This is a genomic window from Arthrobacter bussei, assembly GCF_009377195.2.
GTDB lineage: Bacteria > Actinomycetota > Actinomycetes > Actinomycetales > Micrococcaceae > Arthrobacter_D > Arthrobacter_D bussei.
In genome coordinates, this window is sequence record NZ_VJXX01000001.1 from 1203212 (window position 1) to 1225419 (window position 22208).

At 69.5% G+C, this 22208-nt stretch carries 23 protein-coding genes and 1 tRNA gene; 13 read left to right on the plus strand and 11 right to left on the minus strand.

What is annotated here, in order from left to right; all coding sequences use genetic code 11:
- Window positions 1–42 precede the first annotated feature (42 nt).
- Genes FNH21_RS05650 through FNH21_RS05660 form a run of 3 tightly spaced genes read left to right on the plus strand, consistent with a single transcriptional unit; the run spans window position 43 to window position 2603 of the window.
- On the plus strand, window positions 43–690 hold the full coding sequence (locus FNH21_RS05650; protein WP_152812925.1) for a 4a-hydroxytetrahydrobiopterin dehydratase: 648 nt from the start codon (window positions 43–45) through the stop codon (window positions 688–690).
- A 15-nt stretch (window positions 691–705) separates the two neighbouring features.
- A complete protein-coding gene (locus FNH21_RS05655) occupies window positions 706–2268 on the plus strand; it encodes an FAD-dependent monooxygenase (RefSeq protein ID WP_152812927.1) in 1563 nt (520 codons plus the stop codon).
- Window positions 2265–2603 (plus strand): UBP-type zinc finger domain-containing protein, encoded by a 339-nt coding sequence (locus FNH21_RS05660; protein WP_152812929.1) that lies wholly within the window; start codon window positions 2265–2267, stop codon window positions 2601–2603. Before FNH21_RS05655 ends, FNH21_RS05660 begins: the two co-directional genes overlap by 4 nt.
- Before the next feature lie 94 nt (window positions 2604–2697).
- On the opposite strand, the gene FNH21_RS05665 is transcribed toward FNH21_RS05660, so the two are convergent.
- From FNH21_RS05665 to FNH21_RS05675, 3 genes are all read right to left on the minus strand, one after another.
- Window positions 2698–3198 (minus strand): MarR family transcriptional regulator, encoded by a 501-nt coding sequence (locus FNH21_RS05665; RefSeq protein WP_152812931.1) that lies wholly within the window; start codon window positions 3196–3198, stop codon window positions 2698–2700.
- Window positions 3195–3575 carry an Hpt domain-containing protein gene (locus FNH21_RS05670; protein ID WP_152812932.1) on the minus strand — a complete coding sequence of 127 codons (381 nt, stop codon included), beginning with the start codon at window positions 3573–3575 and terminating at the stop codon, window positions 3195–3197. Before FNH21_RS05670 ends, FNH21_RS05665 begins: the two co-directional genes overlap by 4 nt.
- 185 nt (window positions 3576–3760) lie before the next feature.
- Window positions 3761–4141 carry a response regulator transcription factor gene (locus FNH21_RS05675; protein ID WP_191931651.1) on the minus strand — a complete coding sequence of 127 codons (381 nt, stop codon included), beginning with the start codon at window positions 4139–4141 and terminating at the stop codon, window positions 3761–3763.
- Between the two features lie 249 nt (window positions 4142–4390).
- Here FNH21_RS05675 and FNH21_RS05680 point away from each other — a divergent pair, with 249 nt between their 5' ends.
- Window positions 4391–5590: an alpha/beta fold hydrolase gene (locus FNH21_RS05680; RefSeq protein WP_152812936.1), complete on the plus strand. Its 1200-nt coding sequence runs from the start codon at window positions 4391–4393 to the stop codon at window positions 5588–5590.
- Window positions 5591–5707: 117 nt separating this feature from the next.
- Here the strand turns inward: FNH21_RS05680 and mnhG are convergent, their stop codons facing one another.
- Genes mnhG through FNH21_RS05710 form a run of 6 tightly spaced genes read right to left on the minus strand, consistent with a single transcriptional unit; the run spans window position 5708 to window position 12111 of the window.
- Complete coding sequence (gene mnhG / locus FNH21_RS05685; RefSeq protein ID WP_152812938.1) at window positions 5708–6226, minus strand: monovalent cation/H(+) antiporter subunit G; 519 nt, start codon at window positions 6224–6226, stop codon at window positions 5708–5710.
- Window positions 6227–6229: 3 nt separating this feature from the next.
- On the minus strand, window positions 6230–6487 hold the full coding sequence (locus FNH21_RS05690) for an MrpF/PhaF family protein (RefSeq protein WP_152812940.1): 258 nt from the start codon (window positions 6485–6487) through the stop codon (window positions 6230–6232).
- Window positions 6484–7029 carry a Na+/H+ antiporter subunit E gene (locus FNH21_RS05695; protein WP_152812942.1) on the minus strand — a complete coding sequence of 182 codons (546 nt, stop codon included), beginning with the start codon at window positions 7027–7029 and terminating at the stop codon, window positions 6484–6486. The genes FNH21_RS05690 and FNH21_RS05695 overlap by 4 nt, the downstream gene beginning before the upstream one ends.
- A complete protein-coding gene (locus FNH21_RS05700) occupies window positions 7026–8636 on the minus strand; it encodes a Na+/H+ antiporter subunit D (protein WP_152812944.1) in 1611 nt (536 codons plus the stop codon). The genes FNH21_RS05695 and FNH21_RS05700 overlap by 4 nt, the downstream gene beginning before the upstream one ends.
- Complete coding sequence (locus FNH21_RS05705) at window positions 8633–9112, minus strand: Na(+)/H(+) antiporter subunit C (RefSeq protein WP_152812946.1); 480 nt, start codon at window positions 9110–9112, stop codon at window positions 8633–8635. Before FNH21_RS05705 ends, FNH21_RS05700 begins: the two co-directional genes overlap by 4 nt.
- Entirely contained in the window at window positions 9109–12111 is a 3003-nt protein-coding gene (locus FNH21_RS05710; protein ID WP_152812948.1) for a Na+/H+ antiporter subunit A, read from the minus strand. The genes FNH21_RS05705 and FNH21_RS05710 overlap by 4 nt, the downstream gene beginning before the upstream one ends.
- A gap of 140 nt (window positions 12112–12251) precedes the next feature.
- Here FNH21_RS05710 and FNH21_RS05715 point away from each other — a divergent pair, with 140 nt between their 5' ends.
- A complete protein-coding gene (locus FNH21_RS05715; RefSeq protein WP_152812950.1) occupies window positions 12252–13640 on the plus strand; it encodes an MFS transporter in 1389 nt (462 codons plus the stop codon).
- A gap of 37 nt (window positions 13641–13677) precedes the next feature.
- Here FNH21_RS05715 and dcd read toward each other — a convergent pair whose 3' ends face one another.
- Window positions 13678–14253, minus strand: coding sequence for a dCTP deaminase (gene dcd / locus FNH21_RS05720; protein ID WP_055767136.1), 576 nt, complete (start codon window positions 14251–14253; stop codon window positions 13678–13680).
- A gap of 77 nt (window positions 14254–14330) precedes the next feature.
- On the minus strand, window positions 14331–15185 hold the full coding sequence (locus FNH21_RS05725) for a tryptophan 2,3-dioxygenase (protein ID WP_152812952.1): 855 nt from the start codon (window positions 15183–15185) through the stop codon (window positions 14331–14333).
- 79 nt (window positions 15186–15264) lie between these two features.
- On the opposite strand from FNH21_RS05725, the gene FNH21_RS05730 reads away from it, so the two are divergent.
- The 8 genes from FNH21_RS05730 (at window position 15265) to FNH21_RS05765 (ending at window position 22134) form a co-directional block, all read left to right on the plus strand.
- Window positions 15265–16314 carry a M4 family metallopeptidase gene (locus FNH21_RS05730; protein WP_152812954.1) on the plus strand — a complete coding sequence of 350 codons (1050 nt, stop codon included), beginning with the start codon at window positions 15265–15267 and terminating at the stop codon, window positions 16312–16314.
- On the plus strand, window positions 16311–16718 hold the full coding sequence (locus tag FNH21_RS05735) for a protealysin inhibitor emfourin (RefSeq protein WP_152812956.1): 408 nt from the start codon (window positions 16311–16313) through the stop codon (window positions 16716–16718). The genes FNH21_RS05730 and FNH21_RS05735 overlap by 4 nt, the downstream gene beginning before the upstream one ends.
- A 37-nt stretch (window positions 16719–16755) precedes the next feature.
- Window positions 16756–16826: transfer RNA gene (locus FNH21_RS05740), tRNA-Gly, on the plus strand.
- A gap of 97 nt (window positions 16827–16923) precedes the next feature.
- A complete protein-coding gene (gene panD, locus FNH21_RS05745) occupies window positions 16924–17355 on the plus strand; it encodes an aspartate 1-decarboxylase (RefSeq protein ID WP_191931652.1) in 432 nt (143 codons plus the stop codon).
- 272 nt (window positions 17356–17627) lie between these two features.
- Window positions 17628–18881: an extracellular solute-binding protein gene (locus tag FNH21_RS05750; protein WP_241743059.1), complete on the plus strand. Its 1254-nt coding sequence runs from the start codon at window positions 17628–17630 to the stop codon at window positions 18879–18881.
- Window positions 18878–19885, plus strand: coding sequence for a carbohydrate ABC transporter permease (locus tag FNH21_RS05755; RefSeq protein WP_338403165.1), 1008 nt, complete (start codon window positions 18878–18880; stop codon window positions 19883–19885). Before FNH21_RS05750 ends, FNH21_RS05755 begins: the two co-directional genes overlap by 4 nt.
- Window positions 19885–20733 carry a carbohydrate ABC transporter permease gene (locus FNH21_RS05760; RefSeq protein WP_055767117.1) on the plus strand — a complete coding sequence of 283 codons (849 nt, stop codon included), beginning with the start codon at window positions 19885–19887 and terminating at the stop codon, window positions 20731–20733. Before FNH21_RS05755 ends, FNH21_RS05760 begins: the two co-directional genes overlap by 1 nt.
- 30 nt (window positions 20734–20763) lie before the next feature.
- Complete coding sequence (locus FNH21_RS05765) at window positions 20764–22134, plus strand: ABC transporter ATP-binding protein (protein WP_152812960.1); 1371 nt, start codon at window positions 20764–20766, stop codon at window positions 22132–22134.
- Window positions 22135–22208: the final 74 nt, after the last annotated feature.

Below are 22208 nucleotides of genomic sequence, written 5' to 3' on the forward strand. Positions count from 1 at the left end.
CCGGCTCTTTCCACAGGCGTCCCGCCGGACGATACTGACGGCATGAACATCCTCAGCACGGAACAGATCCTCGATGCCGGGCTGGACGACTGGCGGGAACTCGCTCAGGCCCTGCACGCCCGCTTCCTGACGCACGACTTCGCCACCGGGGTGGCACTCGTCTCGGCCATCGGCGATCTCGCGGAGAAGGCGGGCCACCACCCCGACGTCACGCTGAGCTATCCCCACGTGGACGTGAAGCTCATGAGCCACGACGCCTCGGGCGTGACGGAACGGGACGTCGACCTCGCCCGCGGCATCAGCGCCCTCGCCGGCGATCGAGGCATCCTGGCCGATCCCGCTGCTCCCGCCGTCGTCGAGCTCGCCCTCGACACGGCGGACGTCGCGGGGATCGGCCCGTTCTGGGCCGCTCTGCTGACGGGTGACGCGGGTGCGCTGGACGGCGACGACGTCGCCGACCCGACCGGCCGCGTCCCGCTCCTGTGGTTCCAGCACACCGATGCCCACGACATCCCGCGCCAGCGCTTCCACCTCGACGTGTGGTTGCCGCAGGACGCCGCAGAGGCGCGGATCGCCGGCGCCGTCGCCGCCGGCGGGACGGTCGTCGACGACGGGCAGGCGCCGTCGTTCACGGTGCTGGCGGACTCGGACGGCAACCGCGCCTGCGTCTGCACCGTCCTGGGACGCTGAGGCGATCCGGCAGCCATGACCGGGCACGAGGACCGGGGGGAGGACGTCGACGTCCTGGTGGTCGGTGCCGGCCCGACCGGCCTGATGCTTGCCAACTGGCTCGTGAAGCTGGGCGTCCGGGTCGCCGTGATCGACGCGAAGGACGGGCCGACGGAGGAGTCGCGGGCGCTCGGGGTGCACTCGCGCTCCATGGAGATCTACGACCAACTCGGCGTCGTCGGGCGCGTCCTCGACCAGGCCGTGCGCGCGGTATCGATGCGGCAGGGATTCGGCCGGACGGCCTTCGCGCCCATCCCGCTCACCACCCTCGGTCGCGGGATCACGCCCTACCCCGGCATGTACGTGCTCGAGCAGAGCGCCAACGAGCGGATCCTCGCGGAGAACCTCCTGGCGCTCGGCGGGTCCGTCCGCTGGCGGCACCGCCTCGTGGCCCTGGACCTGGCCGACGGCGGTGTCGTCGCGCGCGGGGACGCTCCGGCGGGCCCCTGGACGCTCCGCGCACGGTACACGGTGGGGTGCGATGGTGCATCGTCGGCCGTGCGGGCACTCCTCGGCATCCCGTTCGAGGGGACCACCAGCCGCAGGACCTTCTACCTCGTGGACGCCGTGGGAGTGGAGGGGCTGGCTCCCGCCTCCGTCAACATCCGGCAGGGCCCCACCGAGTTCCTCCTCGCTTTTCCCATGCGGTCCGACGGCGAGGGCAGGGGCGGGCAGCGCCTCATCGGGATCGCCTCCGACGACGACGCCCCCGCCGTCACGGAGGACGTGGCGCGGAGCCGCCTCGCAGAGTCCTTCGGTGTTACCTACGAGTGGTCCCGCTGGTTCTCCACCTACAGGGTCCACCACCGCATCGCGGCGCGGTTCCGAACGGGGCCCGTGTTCCTCGCCGGAGATGCCGCCCACGTCCACTCGCCCGTCGGGGCGCAGGGCATGAACACCGGGCTGCAGGACGCGCACAATCTCGCGTTCACGCTCGCCGACGTGATCCTCCGAGCCGCCCCCGAGCGCATCCTCGACCGCTACGAGGCCGAGCGCCGGCCGGTCGCCCTGCGGCTGCTGCGCACCACGGATGCCGTCTTCCGCGGCATCACCTCACGCTCGCGCCCCGCCATGCTGGTGCGCCGGTACCTGCCGCGGGTCGTGCTGCCGCCGGCCGTCGCCGTCCTGCCGCACCTGCCCCTCGGGCGCCGGCTCGCGGGCTACCTCGGCCAGATCCGCATCCGGTACGGCATGCCCGGCGCTGCGGCGGGGCGGCGGGGACGGCACGCCGTCGTCGGTCGCCGCCTGCCGTGGACGGGCGGGAACTTCGACGCGCTCCGGGCTGCGTCCTGGCAGGTGCACGCGTACGGCGGAGGGGCCGACGCTCCCGGAGCCGCCGTCGTCGCGGAGGAGCTCGGCCTGGCGCTCCATGCGTTCACCTCCTGTGGTGCCACCAGGCTGTGCGCGGGCACGCTCTACCTCGTGCGGCCGGACGGCTTCGTCGCCTCGGCCGCGCCGCCCACGGACGCCCCGCGGGTCTTCCGTGCGGCGCTGCAGGATCAGGCCCCCCATCTGCTCGTGGAAGGACGACGATCATGACGACCATCGACACCGGGGCACGCCCCTCGGGGACCGGGTGCGCGGAGTGCGAGGACACCGGCGGGTGGTGGGTGCACCTGAGGAGGTGCGCGGGCTGCGGCCACGTCGGCTGCTGCGACAGCTCACCCGCCCAGCACGCCTCGGCCCACGCCGCCGGGACCGGTCATGCCGTGGCCATGTCCTTCGAGCCGGGCGAGAACTGGTTCTGGGACTACCGTGTGCAGCAGTTCGTCGACGGTCCGGCGCTCGCGGAGCCCACGAGCAGGCCTGTGGATCAGCCCGCCCCGGGGCCCGCGGGTCGCGTCCCCGCCGACTGGCGACGACACCTCCACTGAATGCGCGGACCGGCCCGGCCACTCCCGGGCCCGCCGGTGGACCTGCTCCGTGACAGCCGTCCGACAGAGCGGTCTGCGTTCGTCTCGCCGTGGCCTACACGGCATCGGGGGCGTGCTGCACGCCCAACCCCTCGAGCAGGACCACCAGGGTTGTCCGCAGTCCCGGCTCCGAGCCGAAGCGCTCGGGGGCGACCGGTAGCGTCTCGCCGGCCCGGCGCAGCGTCTCCCGCCCTGCATCGGTCAGTCGGACGGTCAGCGCCCTGCCGTTGACTGCGGACGCCCCTCGCGTGAGGAAAGCCCGGTCTTCCAGGGAGGCCAGCGTGCGGCGCAGGGTCTGGGGCTGCAGATGCAGGATGCGCGCGAGCGCGGCCTGGGTCACGGGTTCGACGGCCTCGAGGGCCTGCAGCGCCACGAGCCCCGCGGTGGTGAGCCCCACTCCCTGCAGCCGCTCGTTGACCTCCTGCTCCCACAGACGCGCCGCCGTCGTGAGGAGGCGGCTGGCCGACCACTCCTTGTCAGCGGACGGTACACCGGCCTCGGATGGGCCGCGCGACGCGGAAGCTCCCATCGCGCGGGTGGTGGCGGGGCGGGTCACCCGCTCCACCCGGTACGGCCGGTGAGGGCCAGCAGTACCTCGTCGACAGCGGCGCCCACCTGGTGCTCCACCGCGTCGTCGATCGCGGCCCATGGACGCGGCGCGGAGCGCAGCACGCGCAGGAGGGCCGACGTAGCGCCGACGAGGCGGTCGGCACCGATCATGGCGGCGCTCGACCGGAGACTCAGCAGTGCGATGACTGCTTGCTCGGTCTCGCGCGTGGCGCACGCACGCCTGATCCGGCGCAGACGCTCCGGAGCGAGGTCGACGAAGGACGCCACGAAGGCCGCAACGGCTTCGGTCGACGTCTCCGCGACGAACTGCTCGAGGACGGCGCTGTCGATGGGATACGACGGGTAGGGACCCTGCACGGTCATGCCGATGACTCCTGGGGGGTAGCGCTGGGCGGGCAGAGACCAGCAGGGCTGAACCAGGCAGGAGAAGGATCGGACGGCGCGGGGACGTTCTTCTTCACCGGCATGCGCCCCCGCAGAACCGTTGATGACCTGACGGACACGCTACCGTGCGCCATGGTGGTCCCGTAACTGCCGGGCGTCAGGCGTCAGGCAACACCTTCGCGGGGGAAGACCTCGTCGAGGTACGCACCGAGGACGCGTGGGCTGAACGGCTTGCCCATGAAGTGGTCGGAGCCGGCGGCGAGGCACTGCTCGGCGGTGAGCTGGGGCGGGCGCGCGGAGATGGTCAGGATGTGCGCGTGGGACTGGGCACGCAGAACGGGACACAGGCTCAATCCGTCCATGTCGGGCAGGTTGAGGTCGAGCGTGATCAGCTGGGGGTCCGTCTCCTCCACGAGGCGCCGGCCCTCCGCCCCCGTGACGGCCTCATGCACCGAGAACCCGCGGGAGGACAGCACGATCACGAGCAACTGGCGGATATCGGCGTCGTCCTCGATCACGACGGCCTCCCGGCGCTGCCCGTTCATGCACTCGCCCCGCCCCATCGCCACCCCATAGTTCCGATTCCCCCGATCAGCAGTTACCTTACCGTCCCCGCCCGACACATCCCCCGCTGCCCGGTCACCCGCCGGCTCCTCCACGGGACCCTTCGTCGGCACCTCCACGCCTCGTTCATTTGCTACGCTCCGACAGGAGTGGTCCGTCGAACGACGTCGGCCACGAACCGACACCGCACAGGCTGCAGGGGGCATGCCCGACAGGGGAAAGGCAGAACCATGCCCACAGCCGTTCTGGAGGATGGCTCGCGCCTCGAGGTCTCGGTGCAGGGCGAGGGCGCATCCCTCCTGCTTCCCGGCCCGGACAGCGGGGCGACGACGGCGCTCCTGGTCGAGGGTCTCGCGTCGGCCGCCCGCGTCGTCGCCTTCGACTACGAGGCGCACCTGGGTCGCGGTCGCCGCGCCGGCGCCCTGACGGTGGATGCCGTCACCCGGGATCTGCTCGCCGTCGCGGACGCGGCCGGCGCGACGACCTTCTGCTACCTCGGTCACTCCTGGCTCGCCCTCGCAGGGGCGCACCTCGCCTCGGCGTCACCACGGATGCGCGGCCTGGTCATCGGCACGCCGCCACTCCTGGGTGGCTCGTCGCCCGCCCGTGCCTCTCCTGCACACCCGGCGGACCGGACCGCGGTGGCGCACTTGAACCGTCAACTCGACGCCTTCCTCGAGAATGCACGGACGCGGGCCACCCTGAGCCGCACGGCCCTCGCCTCACTCGATCTCCCGCGGTTGTGCATCGCGGCAGCGGACGGTGCATCACCGCTCCCGCCCTCGGCGGGCGGGAGCACAGAGGTCCCCCCGCCGTGGTGGGACCCTGCTGATCTGGAACGGTCGGGCTGGAGCGTGGTCACAGCGGAGCACGGTGCTCCGTACGCTGGTGCCCGCACCCCGGTGACCGAGGTGGTCGACTGGCTGGCGTCGGTCGATGCCGGACGCCGCCGTCCGCCGGGCCGGCAGCGGACGAGCCGGACGACGGACCGGCTGTGCGTCGTCGAGGACGCCCCCGCAGCGACCGCCGGCTCTACCGGCCGTGCGGCGTGGACGTACGCCGACCGCACGGACGCCTATCTCTCCACCTGTGGCATCCCGGAACAGTACTTCGACGACCGACGCCTGCGGTCGCGCGCGGAGGAACTCCTCGCCTTCCTGGAAGCCGAGACAGAGCACCTCCGCACCACGGGAGGCGCGGCCCGTCGAGCAGCGGACCAGGCGGCGAGGCGGCGAGGCGTCCGGTCCGGACCCGGCGAGGGCGGTGCCGCGGCTGCGCCCGTGCATCTGGGGCGCGTGATCGCAGGGCGGCAACGGGAACAGTTGGAGGTGGCCGTCATCCTGCGTTTCCAGGAACTGCGCAGGGCGGACCGCGACCGCGCCGACGGCGGGGAGCGGACACCACGCCTGCGGGCCGTGGACGACGACTAGCCGCCGAGGTTCCGCCGGTACCGGTGGGAGCGTCGGGGACGACCTGCCCCACGCGGACGGCACCGGGATGATCCCGGTCGGACCCTGTCGGTGCAGGGCCGCTCGTTCAGGAGCGGATCAGGAGGATCCGCCGGGTTCGCCCGCCGTGGTCGCAGCGTCCGGAGCGCCACCCCGAGGAGAACCGGCACCGGGGCCGTCCGTGCCGCCTTCCTCCGCCGTGGTCGCAGCGTCGCCCGGCGTACCGCCCCCAGGATCCCCCGCAGGAGAACCGGCACGCCCCTGCCCGTGGCCGGGCGCCGCTGCGGCCCGGGTGACGATGTCATCGAGCTCGTCGAGGGTCAACAGGTCCCGCCGCAGGTGCCGCGTGCGGTATCCGGCCCGACCCACCATGTGCGCCGAGACGGGGCTCGTGAGCAGCTGGAAGACCCAGCAGAGCACGAGGACCGGCACGAGCAGCCAGCTGCCGTTCTCCACCGCGAGGGCCAGGAGGAAGAGCAGCAGTCCCAGCACCTGCGGCTTCGTGGCCGCATGCATGCGTGAGAGCAGGTCGGGGAAGCGGACGAGCCCCACTCCGGCTGCGAGCGACATGAGGGCACCGCCGATGAGAAGGACGGAGACGACGACGTCCTGGATCATGGGCTACTTCCTGTCCGTGACGAAGCGTGCGACCGTGACCGACCCGATGAACCCGATGAGCGAGATCGCGACCAGCAGGATCAGGTTGTCGAGGTGCCGGTTCACCACCATGTTCAGGACCAGAGCCGCCCCGATGATGGCGAGGACGACGTCGAGCGCGAGGACGCGGTCCAGGATCGACGGTCCCAGGACCGCGCGGTAGAGGGCCAGACCCGCTGCCAGCGCGAGTATTCCTCCTACGACATAGATGACGGCGCTCATCCCCGCTCCTCCGCGAGCAGTGCATCGAGATCCGTACGCGTCCCCATGATGCGGATCAGCCACGCCTCCGTCGCGCGGACCTCCTCGCGGATGTCCTGGGCGTCATCGTCCGTCAGGACGTTGAGGCAGTGCAGGTAGAGCGTCGACGTCGAGCGGTCCACCTCCAGCACGAGCGAGCCCGGGATCAGCGAGAGGGCGTGCCCGGTGGCGGTCACGAGGAAGTCGGAGGAACTCCGCAGTTCGACCGCGACGACGGCGTTCCGGAGCTCCGGTCCCCGCGTGAGGCCGAGCCAGAACACCTGCACGCTGGCGGTGACGAGCTGGACGAGGAACCTCCCGATGAACGGCACCAGCCAGAACACGTTGAACCGCCCTGTCAGCTCCACCGGGGGAAGATAGAAGAAGTTGACGACGCCGTAGGCGATGATCGCCCCGAACACCAGGTTCCCCACGCCGAAGTCCTGCCAGAGTGCACCCCACACCAGGACCAGCCAGATGACGAGGGGAAGCTCCGTGATCAGGGGGATCCGCTGCCGGCTCATCGGTCGGCCCCCGCTCCGAGGACGGCCTCGATGTACGGCGTGCGGTCGAGCATCTCCTGTGCGGCGCCGTCGCTCAGGGTGAACAGCGGCCCCGCGAGGACGGTCAGCGCGAGCCCCAGCGCAACGAGGCCGATCGTGGGGCCGGTCATGCTCGCCGGCAGCAGCCGCACGGGGTCCTTGCCGGCGAACCGACCGGTGTCCTCGCCCGTCACGTGGCGGGAGGTTCCCACGCTCGAGCCGTCGGCCTTGCTCGCGAGGAGGATGGGATCAGGGTCCTCGGCATCGGCCGGGCTGCGCCAGAACGCACGGTTCCAGACGCGGGCCATCACCAGCAGCGTCAGCAGGCTGGTCGCCACTCCCCCGGCCACCAGCACGTAGGCGAGGGGTGTCCCGAGTTCCACGCCCGCCTGGATCAGGCCGAGCTTGCCGAGGAAACCGGAGAACGGCGGGATCCCGGCGAGGTTCATGGCCGGCAGGAAGAACAGGAGCCCGAGCAGCGGCGACAGCTTCGCGAGCCCGCCGAGCCGGTCCACGTTCGCCGTGCCACCACGGCGCTCGATCAGCCCCGTCACGAGGAACAGGCTGGTCTGCACGATGATGTGGTGGGCCACGTAGTAGACGGCCGCACCGAGGCCGATCCGCGTGGAGATCGCGAGCCCGAACACCATGTAGCCGATATGACTGACGAGGGTGAAGGAGAGCAGCCTCTTGATGTCCGACTGCGCCAGGGCGCCGAGGATGCCCACCACCATGGTCAGCAGGGCGACCACCATGAGGAGGGAGTTGATGCGGTCGCCCGGGAAGAGCAGCGTCTCCACGCGCACCATCGCGTACACGCCCACCTTCGTCAGCAGACCCGCGAACACCGCGGTCACGGGCGCCGGCGCGGTGGGGTAGGAGTCCGGGAGCCAGAAGGAGAGCGGGAAGACCGCTGCCTTGATGCCGAAGGCCACGAGCAGCATGAGGTGGAGGACCAGTTGCGTCGCCGGGTCCACCGACTCCAGCTTCACGGCGAGATCCGCCATGTTGATGGTCCCCGTAGCTCCGTAGATCATCGCGATCGCGATGAGGAACAGCATGGAGGACACCACGCTCACGACGACGTAGGTCACCCCCGCGCGGATGCGCGGAGCCGTCCCGCCGAGCGTCATGAGCACGTAGCTCGCGGTGAGGAGGATCTCGAACCCGACGTACAGGTTGAAGAGGTCCCCGGTCAGGAAGGCGTTGGACACGCCGGCCACCAGGATCAGGTAGGTGGGGTGGAAGATCGAGACCGGCCCGTCCTCGTCGCCGTCCGCCATGCCCTGGCCCGCGGCGTAGATCAGCACCGAGAGGCTGACGGCGGAGGACACCACCAGCATCAGCGCCGAGAACTGGTCCACGACGAGCACGATCCCGAAGGGTGGCTCCCAGCCGCCGAGCTTCACGGCGTGCGTGCCGGAGGACGGGGCGGCGATGAGCATCACCACCTCGATCAGGAGCGTCACACTGAGCGTCGAGATGCTCACCGCACGCTGCGCGCGGGCGTGGCGGATCAGGATGAAGGTCACCGCGGCCCCGAGGAAGGGCAGGACGACGGCGAGCGGGGCGAGGTCCGCGGCGATCAACGGGGGCCCTCCGTTCTGCCCGCGCGATCGGCATCGGCATCGGCGGCGGACGGATCCTCCGCCTCACTGAACTCGGTGGTGTCGGCGATGATGTCGGCGTCGTCCTCGTAGTCGTAGCTGTCCTGGTCGGCGACCCGGCGGTCCTCGGGATCGTCCTGGACGTCGTCCTCGCGGCCGAGCACCCAGGACCGGTAGATGATGCCGAGCATGAAGGCCGTGACGGCGAACGTGATCACGATCGCCGTCAGGATCAGGGCCTGCGGCAGGCTGTCCGTGTATTCCTCGGGCGGCGTGCCCGCGATGTACAGCGGGGACGTCCCGCCCGGTCCGCTCGTCGCGAGGATCAGGATGTTCGCGCCGTTGCCGAGCAGGATCAGGCCGAGGAGCACCCGGGTGAGGCTGCGCTCGAGCAGGAGGTAGATGCCCGCGGCGAAGAAGGCCGCCATGAGGACGATCAACGTGATGTTCACCGTCATGGCCGTGCTCCCTCGACCTCGGTGGCGGGTGGGACGAGGGCGTCGGACCCGGTGTCCTCGGCGACAGGGTCGTCCGACTCCGCGCGTTCGTCGATCTCCGATCCGAGGCTCCGCAGGACATCGAGGACCAGGCCGACGACGATGATGTAGACGCCGATGTCGAAGATGGTGGACGTCACGAACTTCACGTCGCCGAAGACGGGCAGCCAGAACTCGAGGATGTAGCTCTCCAGCACGGCCCCGCCGAGGAACAGGGGCCCGATCGCCGTCAGGGTCACGATCGCGAGGCCGGCGCCGAGGAGGGTCCCGGCGCTCACCGGGCTGGCCTCCGCCAGTTCGAACCGTCCGCCCGCCAGGTACCGGATGGCCAGGGCGAGCCCCGCGGTGAGGCCGCCGGCGAAGCCACCGCCGGGGAGGTTGTGCCCGGCGATCAGCAGGTAGACCGAGAGCACGATGATCGTGTGGAAGAGCAGCCGCGTGATGACCTCGAAGATGATGGAGCGCCGCTCAGCGGCGAGGGTCCGCCCCGCGACGAGCCAGGGATCACGGCTGACGTCCGCGAACCTCACCGCGAGGGCACGCGCGGCACCGGCCCGCCCACCGGCGTCGAGCGGTTCCTGCCCGCGGTCCACCGAGCCGTCCTCGACGCCGTCGGCCCGGCGCCGCTTGTCCCCCCGGCCGCGGACGAAGATGAGGCTCGCGATGCCGGTCGCCGCGATGGCGAGCACGGTGATCTCGCCGAGGGTGTCCCATGCCCGGATGTCGACCAGGAGCACGTTGACGGCATTCGCGCCGCCGCCGTCGTCGTAGGCCATGCCGGGGTAGGCGATCGAGATCGGAGCGGCGTTCCGGGAGGCCATCGCCGACATCGCGATGACGGCCATGATGCCGCCGAAGGCGATCCCGAGGCCTGCCCGCAGCAGCCGGTGCCGGCTCTCCGAGCGATTCCACAGCCGGGCGGGCAGGGAGCGCAGGGCCAGGACGAAGGCGACCAGCACGATCGTCTCGACGAGCATCTGCGTCAGGGCGAGGTCCGGCGCTCCGTGGAGGGCATAGATGATCGCCATCCCGTAGCCCGTGATGCCCACCATGAGCACCGCCATGAAGCGCTTGGTGGCGCGGAGCGCGGCGACGATGCCGACCAGGATCGCGGTCGCCGCCACGACCTGGGCCGGCGAATCCGCGATGCGGAAGCCTTCCGGCATGGGCGCGTCGAAGACGATCAGGGCCGTGAGCGGCGTGAGAACGGCCGTGGTGAGGATGACGAAGAGATAGAAGGCGAGGGAGCCGCGCTGCGTCCGCCCGGTCACGCCCACCGCGACGTCGTCGAGCACGCCGATGGTGGAGCGGTACACCACCTCGGCATCACGAGCGGACGGCAGGCGCCCCTGCAGACGCTCGAAGGGACCGCGGACGAGGTACAGGGCGGTACCGGCAGCGATGGTGACGACCGAGAGCAGGAGGGGGAGGTTGAATCCGTGCCACAGCGCCAGGTGCGCCGTGTCACCCCCGACGGGGAAGAGCGAGGCGTAGGGCTGGATCACGGCGTCGAGCGGGAGCGGCCACACACCGAACAGCACGGACGCCACTGCGAGGACGGCGGGCGCCAGGAGGAAGGAGGTGCGGACGCGCGTGAAATCGGTCCGTGGTACGCCGTGCTTGAGGGCGAAGGCGCCCCAGACGAAGCGGGCGCTGTAGGCGAAGGTGAGGACGGACCCGAGGACGATCCCCCCCAGCAGGAGGGTGCCGACCACGCCGTCCTCCGCCCGGTGCACGAAGGCCTCGAGAACCGATTCCTTGGCGACGAACCCGAGCAGAGGCGGCACGCCGGCCATCGATCCGGCAGCCACGAGCGCGACGGCGAACAGGGCCGGTGAGGTGGACCCGACGCCGGACAGCACGCGCAGGTCACGCGTCCCGGACTGGTGGTCGATGATCCCGACCACCAGGAACAGGGTCGCCTTGAAGAAGCCGTGGGCGAGCACCAGTCCGAGGCCCGCGAGGGCACCGTCCTGCCCGCCGAGCCCCACGACCATGACGAGGAAACCGAGCTGGCTGACCGTGCCGTAGGCCAGCACGAGCTTGAGGTCGTGCTGGCGGAGCGCCCGCCACCCGCCGAGGAGCATGGTGGTCATCCCGAGCACGAGGATGAGCGGGTACCAGAAGGCCGTCTCGCCGAAGCCCGGGGCGAAGCGAGCCACGAGGAAGACCCCGGCCTTGACCATCGCGGCGGCGTGCAGGTAGGCGCTGACCGGCGTGGGCGCGGCCATGGCGCCCGGCAACCAGAAATGGAAGGGCACGAGTGCCGACTTCGTGATGGCGCCGACCAGGACCAGCGCGATGGCGACGTCGATGATGGTCCCGCGCGACACCAGGTCCGCCGACGAGGCGAGGATCTCCGAGACGCGGTAGGTCCCTGCGGTCTGGCCGATCATCACGAGGCCCACGAGCATCGCCAGTCCGCCGAACGTGGTGATGATGAGCGCCTGCAGTGCCGACCGCCGCGCTGAGAGCCGATGCCGCGAGTAGCCGATCAGCAGGTAGGAGAGGATGGTCGTCAGTTCCCAGAAGATGAACATGAGGATCAGGTCGTCGGCCAGGACCAGCCCGAACATCGATGCGGCGAACGCGAGCAGCTGGGCACCGAAGGCACCGACGTCGGGATCGTCGCTCTTGAAGTAGCGCGCACAGTAGAACAGCACGAGGGCGCCCACGCCGAGAATGAGGATGCAGAGCACGGCGGCCAGCGCGTCGAGGCGGAAGGCCAGCTCGAGCTGGAGGCTGGGTATCCAGGGCACCGTGAGCGACGGCGGTGCGCCACTGGCGCCGTCGAGGGCCTCCTGGTCGGAGCGCAGCACCGCGGGCAGCTGCACGAGGAGCCAGACGAAGCCGCCCGCAGGAGCGGCTGCGAGGACGAAGAACGCCGACCTGCCAAGCCGGGCGAAGAGCGCAGGCGCCACGAGCGCACCGGCGAACATCACAATCAGCACGGTGAGCATGGGGTCTCGATCTTCCGGTGGCGGTCGGTCGGGCTTCTCCAGTCTATCGACTGGAATTGGTCAAAGCTTCCCCTGTCCCCGACGCGCCCCCTGCTGCGACGCTCCTGTGATAGAGGTCATGCGGCGCTAGCATTCAGCTCATGAGCACCTACCAGCAGGTCCCTCAGCCTGCCGACATCCCCGAACCCCTGCCGTCCGCCGGCACCGGTCGCATCTTCAGCAGGCCGGTCCTCGCCTGGGCGTCGTGGGACTGGGGCTCCGCGGCCTTCAACGCCGTCATGACCACCTTCGTCTTCACCGTCTACCTCACGTCCGAGGCGTTCGGCGGCGAGGAGCGCGCATCGCAGGTCCTCGGCTGGGGTCTCGCCGGCGCCGGCCTGCTGATCGCCCTGCTCGCCCCGGTCACCGGGCAGCGATCCGACTCCGGAGGCCGCCGCAAGCTATGGCTCGGCGTGAACAGCCTGATCGTCGCGGTCCTCACGGCGCTCTGCTTCTTCGTCTTCCCGAGCCCCGGCATGCTGATCCTCGGAGTGGCGCTGATCGCCGCCGCCAACATCTTCTTCGAGTTCGCCGGCGTCAACTACAACGCGATGCTGACGCAGATCTCCACGCCGGCCACCATAGGACGCGTGAGCGGCTTCGGCTGGGCCATGGGCTACGTCGGCGGCATCGTGGCCCTCGTCGTCGTGCTCGTGGTGTTCATCCAGCCGGTCGTCGACTGGGCCGGGGCTTCGAGTGAGAACGGGCTGAACATCAGGCTCGTAGCAGTGTTCTCCGCCCTGTGGTTCGCGGCCTTCGCACTGCCCGTGATGTTCGCCGTGCCGGAGGTGCCACGGCGGGCCAGGGCCGCGCAGCTCGGATTCCTGGCCTCCTACGGGCTGCTCGTGCGCCGGGTGAGGACCATCTACCGCGAGAGTCCCCACACCATCTACTTCCTCCTCGCGAGCGCCATCTTCCGGGACGGGCTCGCGGCCGTCTTCACGTTCGGCGGCATCCTCGCGGCGGGCGCCTTCGGCTTCTCGGCGAGCATGGTGATCGTGTTCGCCATCGCTGCGAATGTCATCGCCGCGGTCGGAGCGGTGGTCGGCGGTTTCCTGGACGACCGCATCGGACCCAAGCGCGTCATCATCGGAGCGCTGGTCGGCCTGCTGGTCGCGGGGTCGGCGATCCTCCTGCTCGGCACCGCGACGTATTCCTTCTTCGGCATGCAATGGACGTCCGACACCACGTTCTGGGTCTTCGGGCTGCTGCTGACGCTCTTCGTGGGGCCGGCGCAGGCCTCGTCGCGCGCCTACCTCGCGCGGCTCGCCCCTGTCGGGGACGAGGGCGAGCTGTTCGGCCTCTATGCGACCACCGGCAGGGCCGTGAGCTTCCTCGCGCCGACCCTGTTCGCCCTCTGCATCGGGCTCTTCGGGTCCCAGCTGTACGGCGTGATCGGGATCCTCGTGGTCCTGCTCGCCGGACTCCTCGTGCTCCTGCCGGTCAAGCCGCCCGCACAGGTGACGCGCGCCGTCGTGCCCGAGGCGTAGCCGCAGATCGGGGCACGGTGCGGCCGGGACGGGCCGCCTAGATGTCGGTGCGGTGGAAGTTCAGGTGGCTGCGTGACGCCGTCGGGCCCCGCTGCCCCTGGTAGCGGTTGCCGTACTCACCTGAGCCGTAGGGGTGCTCGGCGGGCGAGGTCAGCTTGAAGAAGCACAGCTGCCCGATCTTGGAGCCCGGCCACAGCTTGATCGGCAGCGTCGCCATGTTGGACAGTTCCAGGGTCACGTGGCCGGAGAAGCCGGGATCGATGAAGCCGGCCGTCGAATGGGTCAGGAGTCCCAGGCGACCGAGCGAGGACTTGCCTTCGAGCCGGGCCGCGATGTCGTCCGGCAGGGTCACGGTCTCGTAGGTGGACCCGAGCACGAACTCGCCGGGATGCAGGATGAAGGGCTCATCGGGAGCCACCTCGACGAGGCGCGTGAGATCCGGCTGGTCCTCCGCCGGATCGATGTGCGCGTACTTGTGGTTGTCGAAGAGCCGGAAGTAGCGGTCGATCCGCACGTCGACGCTGGAGGGCTGCACCATGAGCGGATCGTGCGGCTCGAGGACGATCCGGTGGGCGGCGATTTCTGCTCGGATGTCGCGGTCTGAGATCAGCACCGTCCAAAACTACCAGCCGCGCCGCGGGTGCCAGGCGCGTCGGCGATGGGGCGTCGACCGCGGCCCCGACGGCGCCGTCAGCGGCCGATCTCGGTGCGCACCGCGAAGAGCTCCGGGAAGAACGTGAGCTCCAGGGCACGCTGGAGGAACCCGACGCCGGACGATCCTCCCGTGCCCCTCTTGAAGCCGATGGTGCGGGCCACGGTCTTCAGGTGGCGGAAGCGCCACAGCTGGAAGTTGTCCTCGAGGTCCACCAGCTCCTCACACGCCTCGTAGATGTCCCAGTGTGCGGCGGCGTCCTCGTACACCTGCTTGTACACGGCGACGAGGTCCGGGCTGAACACGTGGGCCAGACGGACGTCGCGATGCAGGAGCTCATCCGGGACCGGATACCCGCGCCTGGCCAGCAGGGCGATGAACTCGTCGTAGATGCTGCTCTGCCCGAGGAGTTCCGCCAGCAGGGCCTGCGCTGCAGGATCGGCGTGGAACACGTCGACCATGGCGGCGTTCTTGTTGCCGAGGAGGAACTCGACGGCGCGGTACTGGTAGGACTGGAAACCGCTCGAGGCGCCCAGGTCCCCGCGGAACTCGGCGTACTCGGAGGGCGTGAGCGTCGCAAGCACGGACCACTGCTCCGTCAGCGAGCGCTGGATGTGCTTGATGCGGGCGATCCCCTTCATCGCCGCCCGCAGATCATCCGCCTGCAGGTGCAGCCGCACGGCCCGCAGTTCATGCAGCACCAGCTTCAGCCACAGCTCGGAGGTCTGGTGCTGGATGATGAACAGCATCTCGTCGTGGTGCTCGGGCGAGCTCACGGGGTGCTGCGCGTCGAGCAGCTTCCCGAGTTCCAGGTAGGAGCCGTAGCTCATCCTGTCCGAAAAATCCCGTTCGATCCCCTGCTCCAGGTCGCGGGTATTCCGCTGCACGCTCATCCGGCAAGACTACGTGCCACAGGGTGGGCCCGAATGTCGGACCACGGGTCTACGGTGGGACCAATTCGAGGAGGCCCCCATGCAGAGAATCCACTGCGGCATCGTCCCGCCACACCTGCTCACCAGGCTCGCTGCACTGCAGGACCCGCGCCTCTCGGGGGCGTCCAGCGCCGCGCGGCACGCCCTCCTGGAACTGGACCCGGTCCTCCGCGAGCGGTCCGAGGCCCTGCGCGCTCCGGTGCGTCGCGGCTCGGCGATCGCCGGCAGCCTGACCCGCCGCATCCACGACGCAGGCGGTCGGGAGGAGCTCCCCGGCGAGGTCGTCCGTGCGGAGGGAGCACCCGCCACCGGTGATGTCGCCGCGGACGAGGCCTACGACGGGCTCGGGTCCACCTACCGCCTGTTCAGCGAGGAGTACGGGCGATCCTCGATCGACGGCGCAGGGAAGCGCCTCGATGCCACCGTGCACTACGGCTCCAACTACGACAACGCCTTCTGGGACGGCGAGCGCATGGTCTTCGGTGACGGTGACGGCGAGATCTTCGGCCGCTTCACGGCGTCGCTCACGGTCATCAGCCACGAACTCACGCACGGCTTCACCCAGTACTCCACCAATCTCGAGTACCAGGGCCAGTCGGGCGCCCTCAACGAGTCACTCTCCGACGTCTTCGGCGTGCTCGTGGAACAGCGCGATCTCGGGCAGGACGCGGCATCGGCCGCCTGGCTCGTCGGGGCGGGCATCTTCACCCCCTCGGTGCGCGGCGAGGCGCTGCGCTCACTGAAGGCACCGGGCACCGCCTACGACGACGACGTCCTCGGCAAGGACCCCCAGCCCGCCACCATGGCGGACTACGTCGAGACGACGTCGGACAACGGAGGCGTGCACATCAACTCCGGCATCCCCAACCACGCGTTCTACCTCGCCGCCACCGCGCTGGGCGGCGAGGCGTGGACGGGCGTGGGGCGCGTCTGGTACGACGCCGTACTGAGCGGCACCATCCCCCCGGACTGTGATTTCCCCACCTTCGCGCAGGCCACGCAGGACGCCGCGGGTCGACGCTTCGGCGTGGACAGCCGCGAAGCCGGTGCCGTCGCGGAGGCATGGACCCGGGTCGGCGTCCTGCGGTGAGGATCGAGATCACGCGCTCCGGCGGATTCGGCGGCATCACGCGCACCTGGAGTCTCGAGGTGAGCCGCACGGAGGCGGAGCAGCGCTGGCTTCCCCTGGCCGAGGCGGAGGCCGGTGCGGCGACGGATGCCAGACGCGCGGATGCCGGACGGGCGGATGCGACCGGGCCGCTGGTCGACCGCGCGCAGACCGCTTCGGGGGCGGGTCCCGGAGAAGCAGCAGCGCCCGCGTCGCGCACCCCTGAGCGCGGGCCGGGCCAGCAGCGGGACCGCTTCACCTACCGCATCTCCATCGGCTACACCGAGGTCACGGTCAGCGAGGGGCGCCTCGACGAATCCTGGCGCGAACTGATCGAGCGGGCACGGGCGGAAGGGACGGACGGCGCCGGTCACGGCCCGCCCTGAGACTGTTGTAAGGTGATGGAGCGGTTTCAACTGCCGTGCGGGCGTAGCTCAATGGTAGAGCGCTAGCTTCCCAAGCTCGATACGCGGGTTCGATTCCCGTCGCCCGCTCTCGTCCTTCCCGGACGCCTTCCGTCCGTGTCCTCGTGTGCGCAAGGACACCCCTCCCTCCCCGTCCCGGGCCCGGCATCGGCAGTATCCTTGAGCGGTGAATCGCACCATGTTCAAGTCCAAGATCCACCGCGCCACCGTCACCCACGCGGACCTGCACTACGTGGGCTCGGTCACCGTGGACCTCGATCTCCTGGAAGCCGCGGACATCCTGCCCGGCGAACTGGTGTCGATCGTCGACATCACCAACGGTGCGCGGCTGGAGACCTACACCATCGCCGGCGAGCGCGGCTCGGGCGTTCTGGGCATCAACGGTGCAGCCGCCCACCTCGTCCACCGCGGGGACCTCGTCATCCTCATCACCTACGCGCAGATGACCACCGAGGAAGCACGCTCCTTCCTGCCCACCGTGGTGCACGTGGATGCGGACAACGCGATCGTCGAGCTCGGCACCGACCCCGCGGAAGCCGTGACCGCCGGTATGGAGCGGCCCCCCTTCGCCCTCGACAACTCGGCACTGCCCGCCTGAGGGCTGCTCCCCACCTCCGTTCGCCGTACCGGCGACGACGCACGCGCATCCCGCTTTCCCTGCATGCTCACCCGTTGCACGATCATCAGTCCCGCCTAGCGATTTGTGACGGCAGGGCTTAGGGTCAAAAAGCAAGCTTGCTTAGGCTGTCGATTCGCGTGAACCGTCAGCCGGGTTGTCTACGAGGATGTGGAGGCTCGGTACGAATGCCGATAAGTCGAAGAACACGCAGTGTCGTGAACAGCCGTCGCAAGGCGGCCGTCGTGGCGGGCATGATGATGGGCACGCTCGTGATGAGCGGATGCGGGCCCGCACAGTCGGACAACGCGCTGACCTGGTACATCAACCCGGACGCGGGCGGGCAGGCCGCGATCGCGCAGAAATGCAGCGAGGAGTCCGGCGGCCGCTACACCATCGAGACCTCGCTCCTCCCCAGTGATGCCGCCTCCCAGCGCGAGCAGCTCGCACGGCGTCTCGCCGCGGGTGACAGCTCGCTCGACATCATGAGTCTCGATCCCCCGTTCATCCCCGAACTGGCCGAACCGGGCTTCCTCGCGCCCGTGCCGGACGACGTCGCCCAGAGCACCACCGAGAACGTGGTGGAGGGCGCCCTCGCCGGCGCCACCTGGAAGGACGAGCTCGTCACCGTCCCGTTCTGGGCCAACACCCAGATCATGTGGTACCGGAAGTCCGTGGCCGAGGCCGCGGGCCTCGACATGAGCAAGCCGGTCACCTGGGACCAGATCATGGAGGCGGCCCGGACGCAGGACAAGTCGCTCGGTGTGCAGGGCGCCCAGGCGGAATCCATGACGGTCTGGGTCAACGCGCTGGTCGAGTCCGCGGGCGGGTCCATCATCGTGGATCCCGAGGCCACCGCGGACACCATCGAGCTCGGGCTCGACTCCGATGCGGGCAAGGCGGCGGCAGACGTCATCTCCACCATCGGCAAGGACGGACTGGGCGGGGCAGGCCTGCCCACCCAGGACGAGAACGGGTCCCTCATCGCCTTCCAGGGCGACTCGGGCTCCTTCATGGTCAACTACCCCTTCGTCTGGCCGGCCACCACCGCGGCCGTCGAGGCGGGGACCCTGGACCAGGCGGTCCTCGACGACATCGGGTGGGGCGTCTTCCCCAGGATGTCCGAGGATCAGGAGTCCGCTCCCCCGCTCGGCGGCATCAACCTCGGCGTGGGCGCCGAGAGCGATAATCCGGAGCTCGCCTACGAAGCCGTCCAGTGCATCGTCTCGGTCGAGAACCAGTCCGAGTACTTCGTGACCAACGGCAACCCGCCGTCCAACACGGAGGCGTACGAGGACCCGCGCATCGAGGAGAGCTTCCCGATGGCGGAGACCATCAGGGATTCCCTCCAGGTCGCAGCCCCCCGTCCCCAGACCCCGTTCTACAACGAGGTCTCCACCGGCATCCAGCAGACCTGGGCACCGCCGTCCGCCGTCGATCCGGAGAACACCCCGGAGACGTCGAGCAACTTCATCACATCGGTCCTCAGAGGGGAGCAACTCCTGTGACCTCCGCCATCCCCGCCAAGACGACGACGGCGTCGTCCACCGAACCCGGCCCGCGGCTCAGCCGGGACGACAAGGGCACGAAGACCAGGAAGGCGCCGAAGCAGTACAGCGACCGCGTCCGCGCGGAACGGCGACTCGGCTGGATCCTCGCCGGTCCCGCGTTCATCATCATGCTGCTGGTGACGCTCTACCCGATCCTGCAGGCCATCTACGAGAGTCTCTTCAAGTTCCGGCTCACGGCGCCCGGTGAGCGCGAGTTCATCGGCCTCGGCAACTATGCGGTCATCCTGTCCGACCCCGTGTGGTGGTCGGGCCTGTGGACCACGGTGTTCATCACGGTGGTGACGGTCCTCGTCGAGCTGGTCCTCGGTTTCGCGCTCGCCCTCGTGATGCACAAGGCGCTGAAATCGGTCCGGGGGCTCCTGCGCACGGCAATCCTCGTTCCCTACGGCATCATCACCGTCGTCTCGGCCTTCGCCTGGTTCTACGCCTTCGACATCAACTCCGGCTACATCAACTCCTGGTTCGCCTGGCTCCCCGGGATCGACGAGAACCTGAACTGGTTCGCGCAGGGCGGCACCGCGCTGTTCGTCATCATGGCCTCGGAGATCTGGAAGACCACGCCGTTCATCTCCCTGCTCCTGCTGGCCGGCCTCGCCCAGGTCCCGGACGAACTCACCGAGGCCGCGAAGGTCGACGGTGCGACGTGGTGGGAGCAGATGCGCAAGGTCATCATCCCCAACATGAAGGCGGCGATCATGGTCGCGGTGCTCTTCAGGGCGCTGGACGCCTTCCGGATCTTCGACAACGTCTTCATCATGACCAACGGCGCGTACGGCACGGAAGTGCTCTCACTGCTGGCCTACCGGCAATCGATCAGCCGGCTCGAGATCGGTCTCGGGTCCGCCGTCTCCGTGCTCCTCTTCCTGTGCGTCCTGCTGATCTGCTTCGTGGCGATCAAGCTCTTCAAGGTGGATCTCGCCGGGTCCCAGGGAGGAAAGTGATGACGAACTCCAGCACGAAGAACAAGGTCCTCTGGGCCATCGTGACCGTCCTCGTCCTGATCTACGCACTCTTCCCGGTGCTCTCGATCCTGGCGACGTCCTTCAAGAGCCCCAGCGACCTGACGAGCGGGAAGTTCCTCCCGTCGTCGGGCGCCGCGACCACGAGCAACTACGAGCAGATCCTGGTCGGCGACGCCCAGGGACTGTTCCTCTCCGCGCTCCGCAACTCGATCGGCATCTCGCTGATCGCGACGTTCATCGCCGTCGTCCTCGCCACCCTCTGCGCCTACGCGATCGCCCGGCTGGACTTCCCCGGCAAGAAGCTGGTCCTGACCACCGCGCTGGCGGTCTCGATCTTCCCGGTCATCTCGATCGTCACTCCGCTGTTCAACCTGTGGCGGACCATCGGCCTGTACGACACCTGGCTCGGGCTCATCATCCCGTACCTGTCACTCACGCTCCCGATCTCCATCTGGACCCTTGCCGCGTTCTTCCGGCAGATCCCGTGGGAGCTGGAGCAGGCGGCGCAGGTGGACGGGGCGACGACGTGGCAGGCGTTCCGCAAGGCCATCGTCCCGCTGGCCGCACCCGGCGTGTTCACGACGGCGATTATCGCCTTCTTCATCGCCTGGAACGACTTCGTGTACGGGATCTCGCTGACGTCGACGGAGGCCGCGCGGCCGGTCCCGGCGGCACTCGCGTTCTTCACCGGGGCCTCACAGTTCGAGGCACCGACGGGGGCCATCTCGGCGGCGGCGATCATCGTCACCATCCCGATCGTCCTCCTGGTCCTGCTCTTCCAACGCCAGATCGTCTCAGGCCTGACCTCCGGCGCCGTCAAGGGCTAACGCCCCCGGTTTCAGTAAAGGATTCGCACCATGGCTTCAATCACCCTCAACCACCTGGTCAAGAAGTACGGCGACGGGTTCCCGGCCGTCAATGACGTGAGCATCGACATCGCCGACGGGGAGTTCATCATCCTCGTGGGTCCGTCGGGCTGCGGGAAATCGACGCTGCTGCGCATGATCGTGGGCCTCGAGGACATCACCGACGGCGACCTCCTGATCGACGGGCAGCGCGTCAACGACAAGGCGCCGCGCGACCGCAACCTGGCGATGGTGTTCCAGAACTACGCGCTGTACCCGCACCTCACCGTGTACGAGAACATCGCCTTCCCGCTGCGCCTCGCCAAGGGCAAGCACTCCGAGGACCAGGTGGACAAGCTGGTCACGGAGGCGGCCGCGACACTCGAGCTCACCGACCACCTGCAGCGCAAGCCGGCGAATCTCTCGGGCGGTCAGCGGCAGCGTGTCGCGATGGGTCGCGCGATCGTCCGGCAGGCGGATGCGTTCCTGTTCGACGAGCCGCTCTCCAACCTGGACGCGAAGCTCAGGGGCCAGATGCGTTCGGAGATCTCGCAGATGCAGCGCCGGCTCGGGGTGACCTCGGTCTACGTGACGCACGACCAGACGGAGGCCATGACCCTCGGCGACCGCGTGGCCGTCCTCAAGAAGGGTGAGCTGCAGCAGATCGCCTCGCCCCGAGAGCTCTACGAGCAGCCCGTGAACCTGTTCGTCGCGGGTTTCATCGGCTCGCCGTCGATGAACTTCCTGCCGGCCACACTCGAGGGCACCACCCTGAAGACCGCCATCGGCGACCTGCAGATCCCCGAGGGCAAGGCGGCGAAAGCAGCGGGCAAGAAAGTGGTGCTCGTCGGCGTGCGTCCCGAGTTCTTCGAGGACGCGAAGCTCGTGGAGGACCACAAGATGTCCAACGGTTCGACGTTCACCGCCACCCTGACGCACACGGAGTGGCTCGGCAACGAGCAGTACGGGTACATCAACTTCGATCCGGCGCCCGAGATGCGGGAGCTGCTCAACAGCCTCGCCCGGGACATGGATGCGGACGAGCTGCGCCCGCAGGTGGTCGTCACCCTCGATGCCGCAAGCCGCATCCGCGGAGGCCGGGAGGCCGAGATCTGGCTCGACACCCGCAAGCTCCACCTGTTCGACGCCGAGACCGGCGAGAACCTGACGCGTGACGCCGAAGCGGGCGCCGAGCTCACCCGTGAGGCCTCGGAGGAGCGTGCGGAGGAGCTCGCCAACGCCCAGCAGTCGGGAGAGGGCCAGGGTCACGGTGGTGGCTTCGGCAGCGGCACCTCGGGGCAGGCGGGCGGCTCGCCCGTCGACGCCGGCCCCGGCCGGGCCGGCGGCGCCACGGCCGCCGGGGGCAAGCACTCCGCAGGGTGACCGGGTGCGCTGCGGGCGCGCTCGGAGCTCCCCTGAGCAGGACCGGCACCCGCAGGGGTGCCGGTCCTGCTGTG

Coding starts and splice junctions, on each gene's coding strand:
- FNH21_RS05690 (WP_152812940.1), bottom strand. CDS start 6,487: ATGAGCGCCGTCATCTATGTCGTAGGAGGAATACTCGCGCTGGCAGCG.
- FNH21_RS05710 (WP_152812948.1), bottom strand. CDS start 12,111: ATGCTCACCGTGCTGATTGTGATGTTCGCCGGTGCGCTCGTGGCGCCT.
- FNH21_RS05680 (WP_152812936.1), top strand. CDS start 4,391: ATGCCCACAGCCGTTCTGGAGGATGGCTCGCGCCTCGAGGTCTCGGTG.
- FNH21_RS05675 (WP_191931651.1), bottom strand. CDS start 4,141: ATGAACGGGCAGCGCCGGGAGGCCGTCGTGATCGAGGACGACGCCGAT.
- FNH21_RS05655 (WP_152812927.1), top strand. CDS start 706: ATGACCGGGCACGAGGACCGGGGGGAGGACGTCGACGTCCTGGTGGTC.
- FNH21_RS05670 (WP_152812932.1), bottom strand. CDS start 3,575: ATGACCGTGCAGGGTCCCTACCCGTCGTATCCCATCGACAGCGCCGTC.
- mnhG (WP_152812938.1), bottom strand. CDS start 6,226: ATGATCCAGGACGTCGTCGTCTCCGTCCTTCTCATCGGCGGTGCCCTC.
- FNH21_RS05730 (WP_152812954.1), top strand. CDS start 15,265: ATGCAGAGAATCCACTGCGGCATCGTCCCGCCACACCTGCTCACCAGG.
- FNH21_RS05765 (WP_152812960.1), top strand. CDS start 20,764: ATGGCTTCAATCACCCTCAACCACCTGGTCAAGAAGTACGGCGACGGG.
- FNH21_RS05715 (WP_152812950.1), top strand. CDS start 12,252: ATGAGCACCTACCAGCAGGTCCCTCAGCCTGCCGACATCCCCGAACCC.
- FNH21_RS05695 (WP_152812942.1), bottom strand. CDS start 7,029: ATGAGCCGGCAGCGGATCCCCCTGATCACGGAGCTTCCCCTCGTCATC.
- FNH21_RS05705 (WP_152812946.1), bottom strand. CDS start 9,112: ATGACGGTGAACATCACGTTGATCGTCCTCATGGCGGCCTTCTTCGCC.
- FNH21_RS05750 (WP_241743059.1), top strand. CDS start 17,628: ATGATGATGGGCACGCTCGTGATGAGCGGATGCGGGCCCGCACAGTCG.
- FNH21_RS05725 (WP_152812952.1), bottom strand. CDS start 15,185: ATGAGCGTGCAGCGGAATACCCGCGACCTGGAGCAGGGGATCGAACGG.
- FNH21_RS05660 (WP_152812929.1), top strand. CDS start 2,265: ATGACGACCATCGACACCGGGGCACGCCCCTCGGGGACCGGGTGCGCG.
- FNH21_RS05760 (WP_055767117.1), top strand. CDS start 19,885: ATGACGAACTCCAGCACGAAGAACAAGGTCCTCTGGGCCATCGTGACC.
- FNH21_RS05650 (WP_152812925.1), top strand. CDS start 43: ATGAACATCCTCAGCACGGAACAGATCCTCGATGCCGGGCTGGACGAC.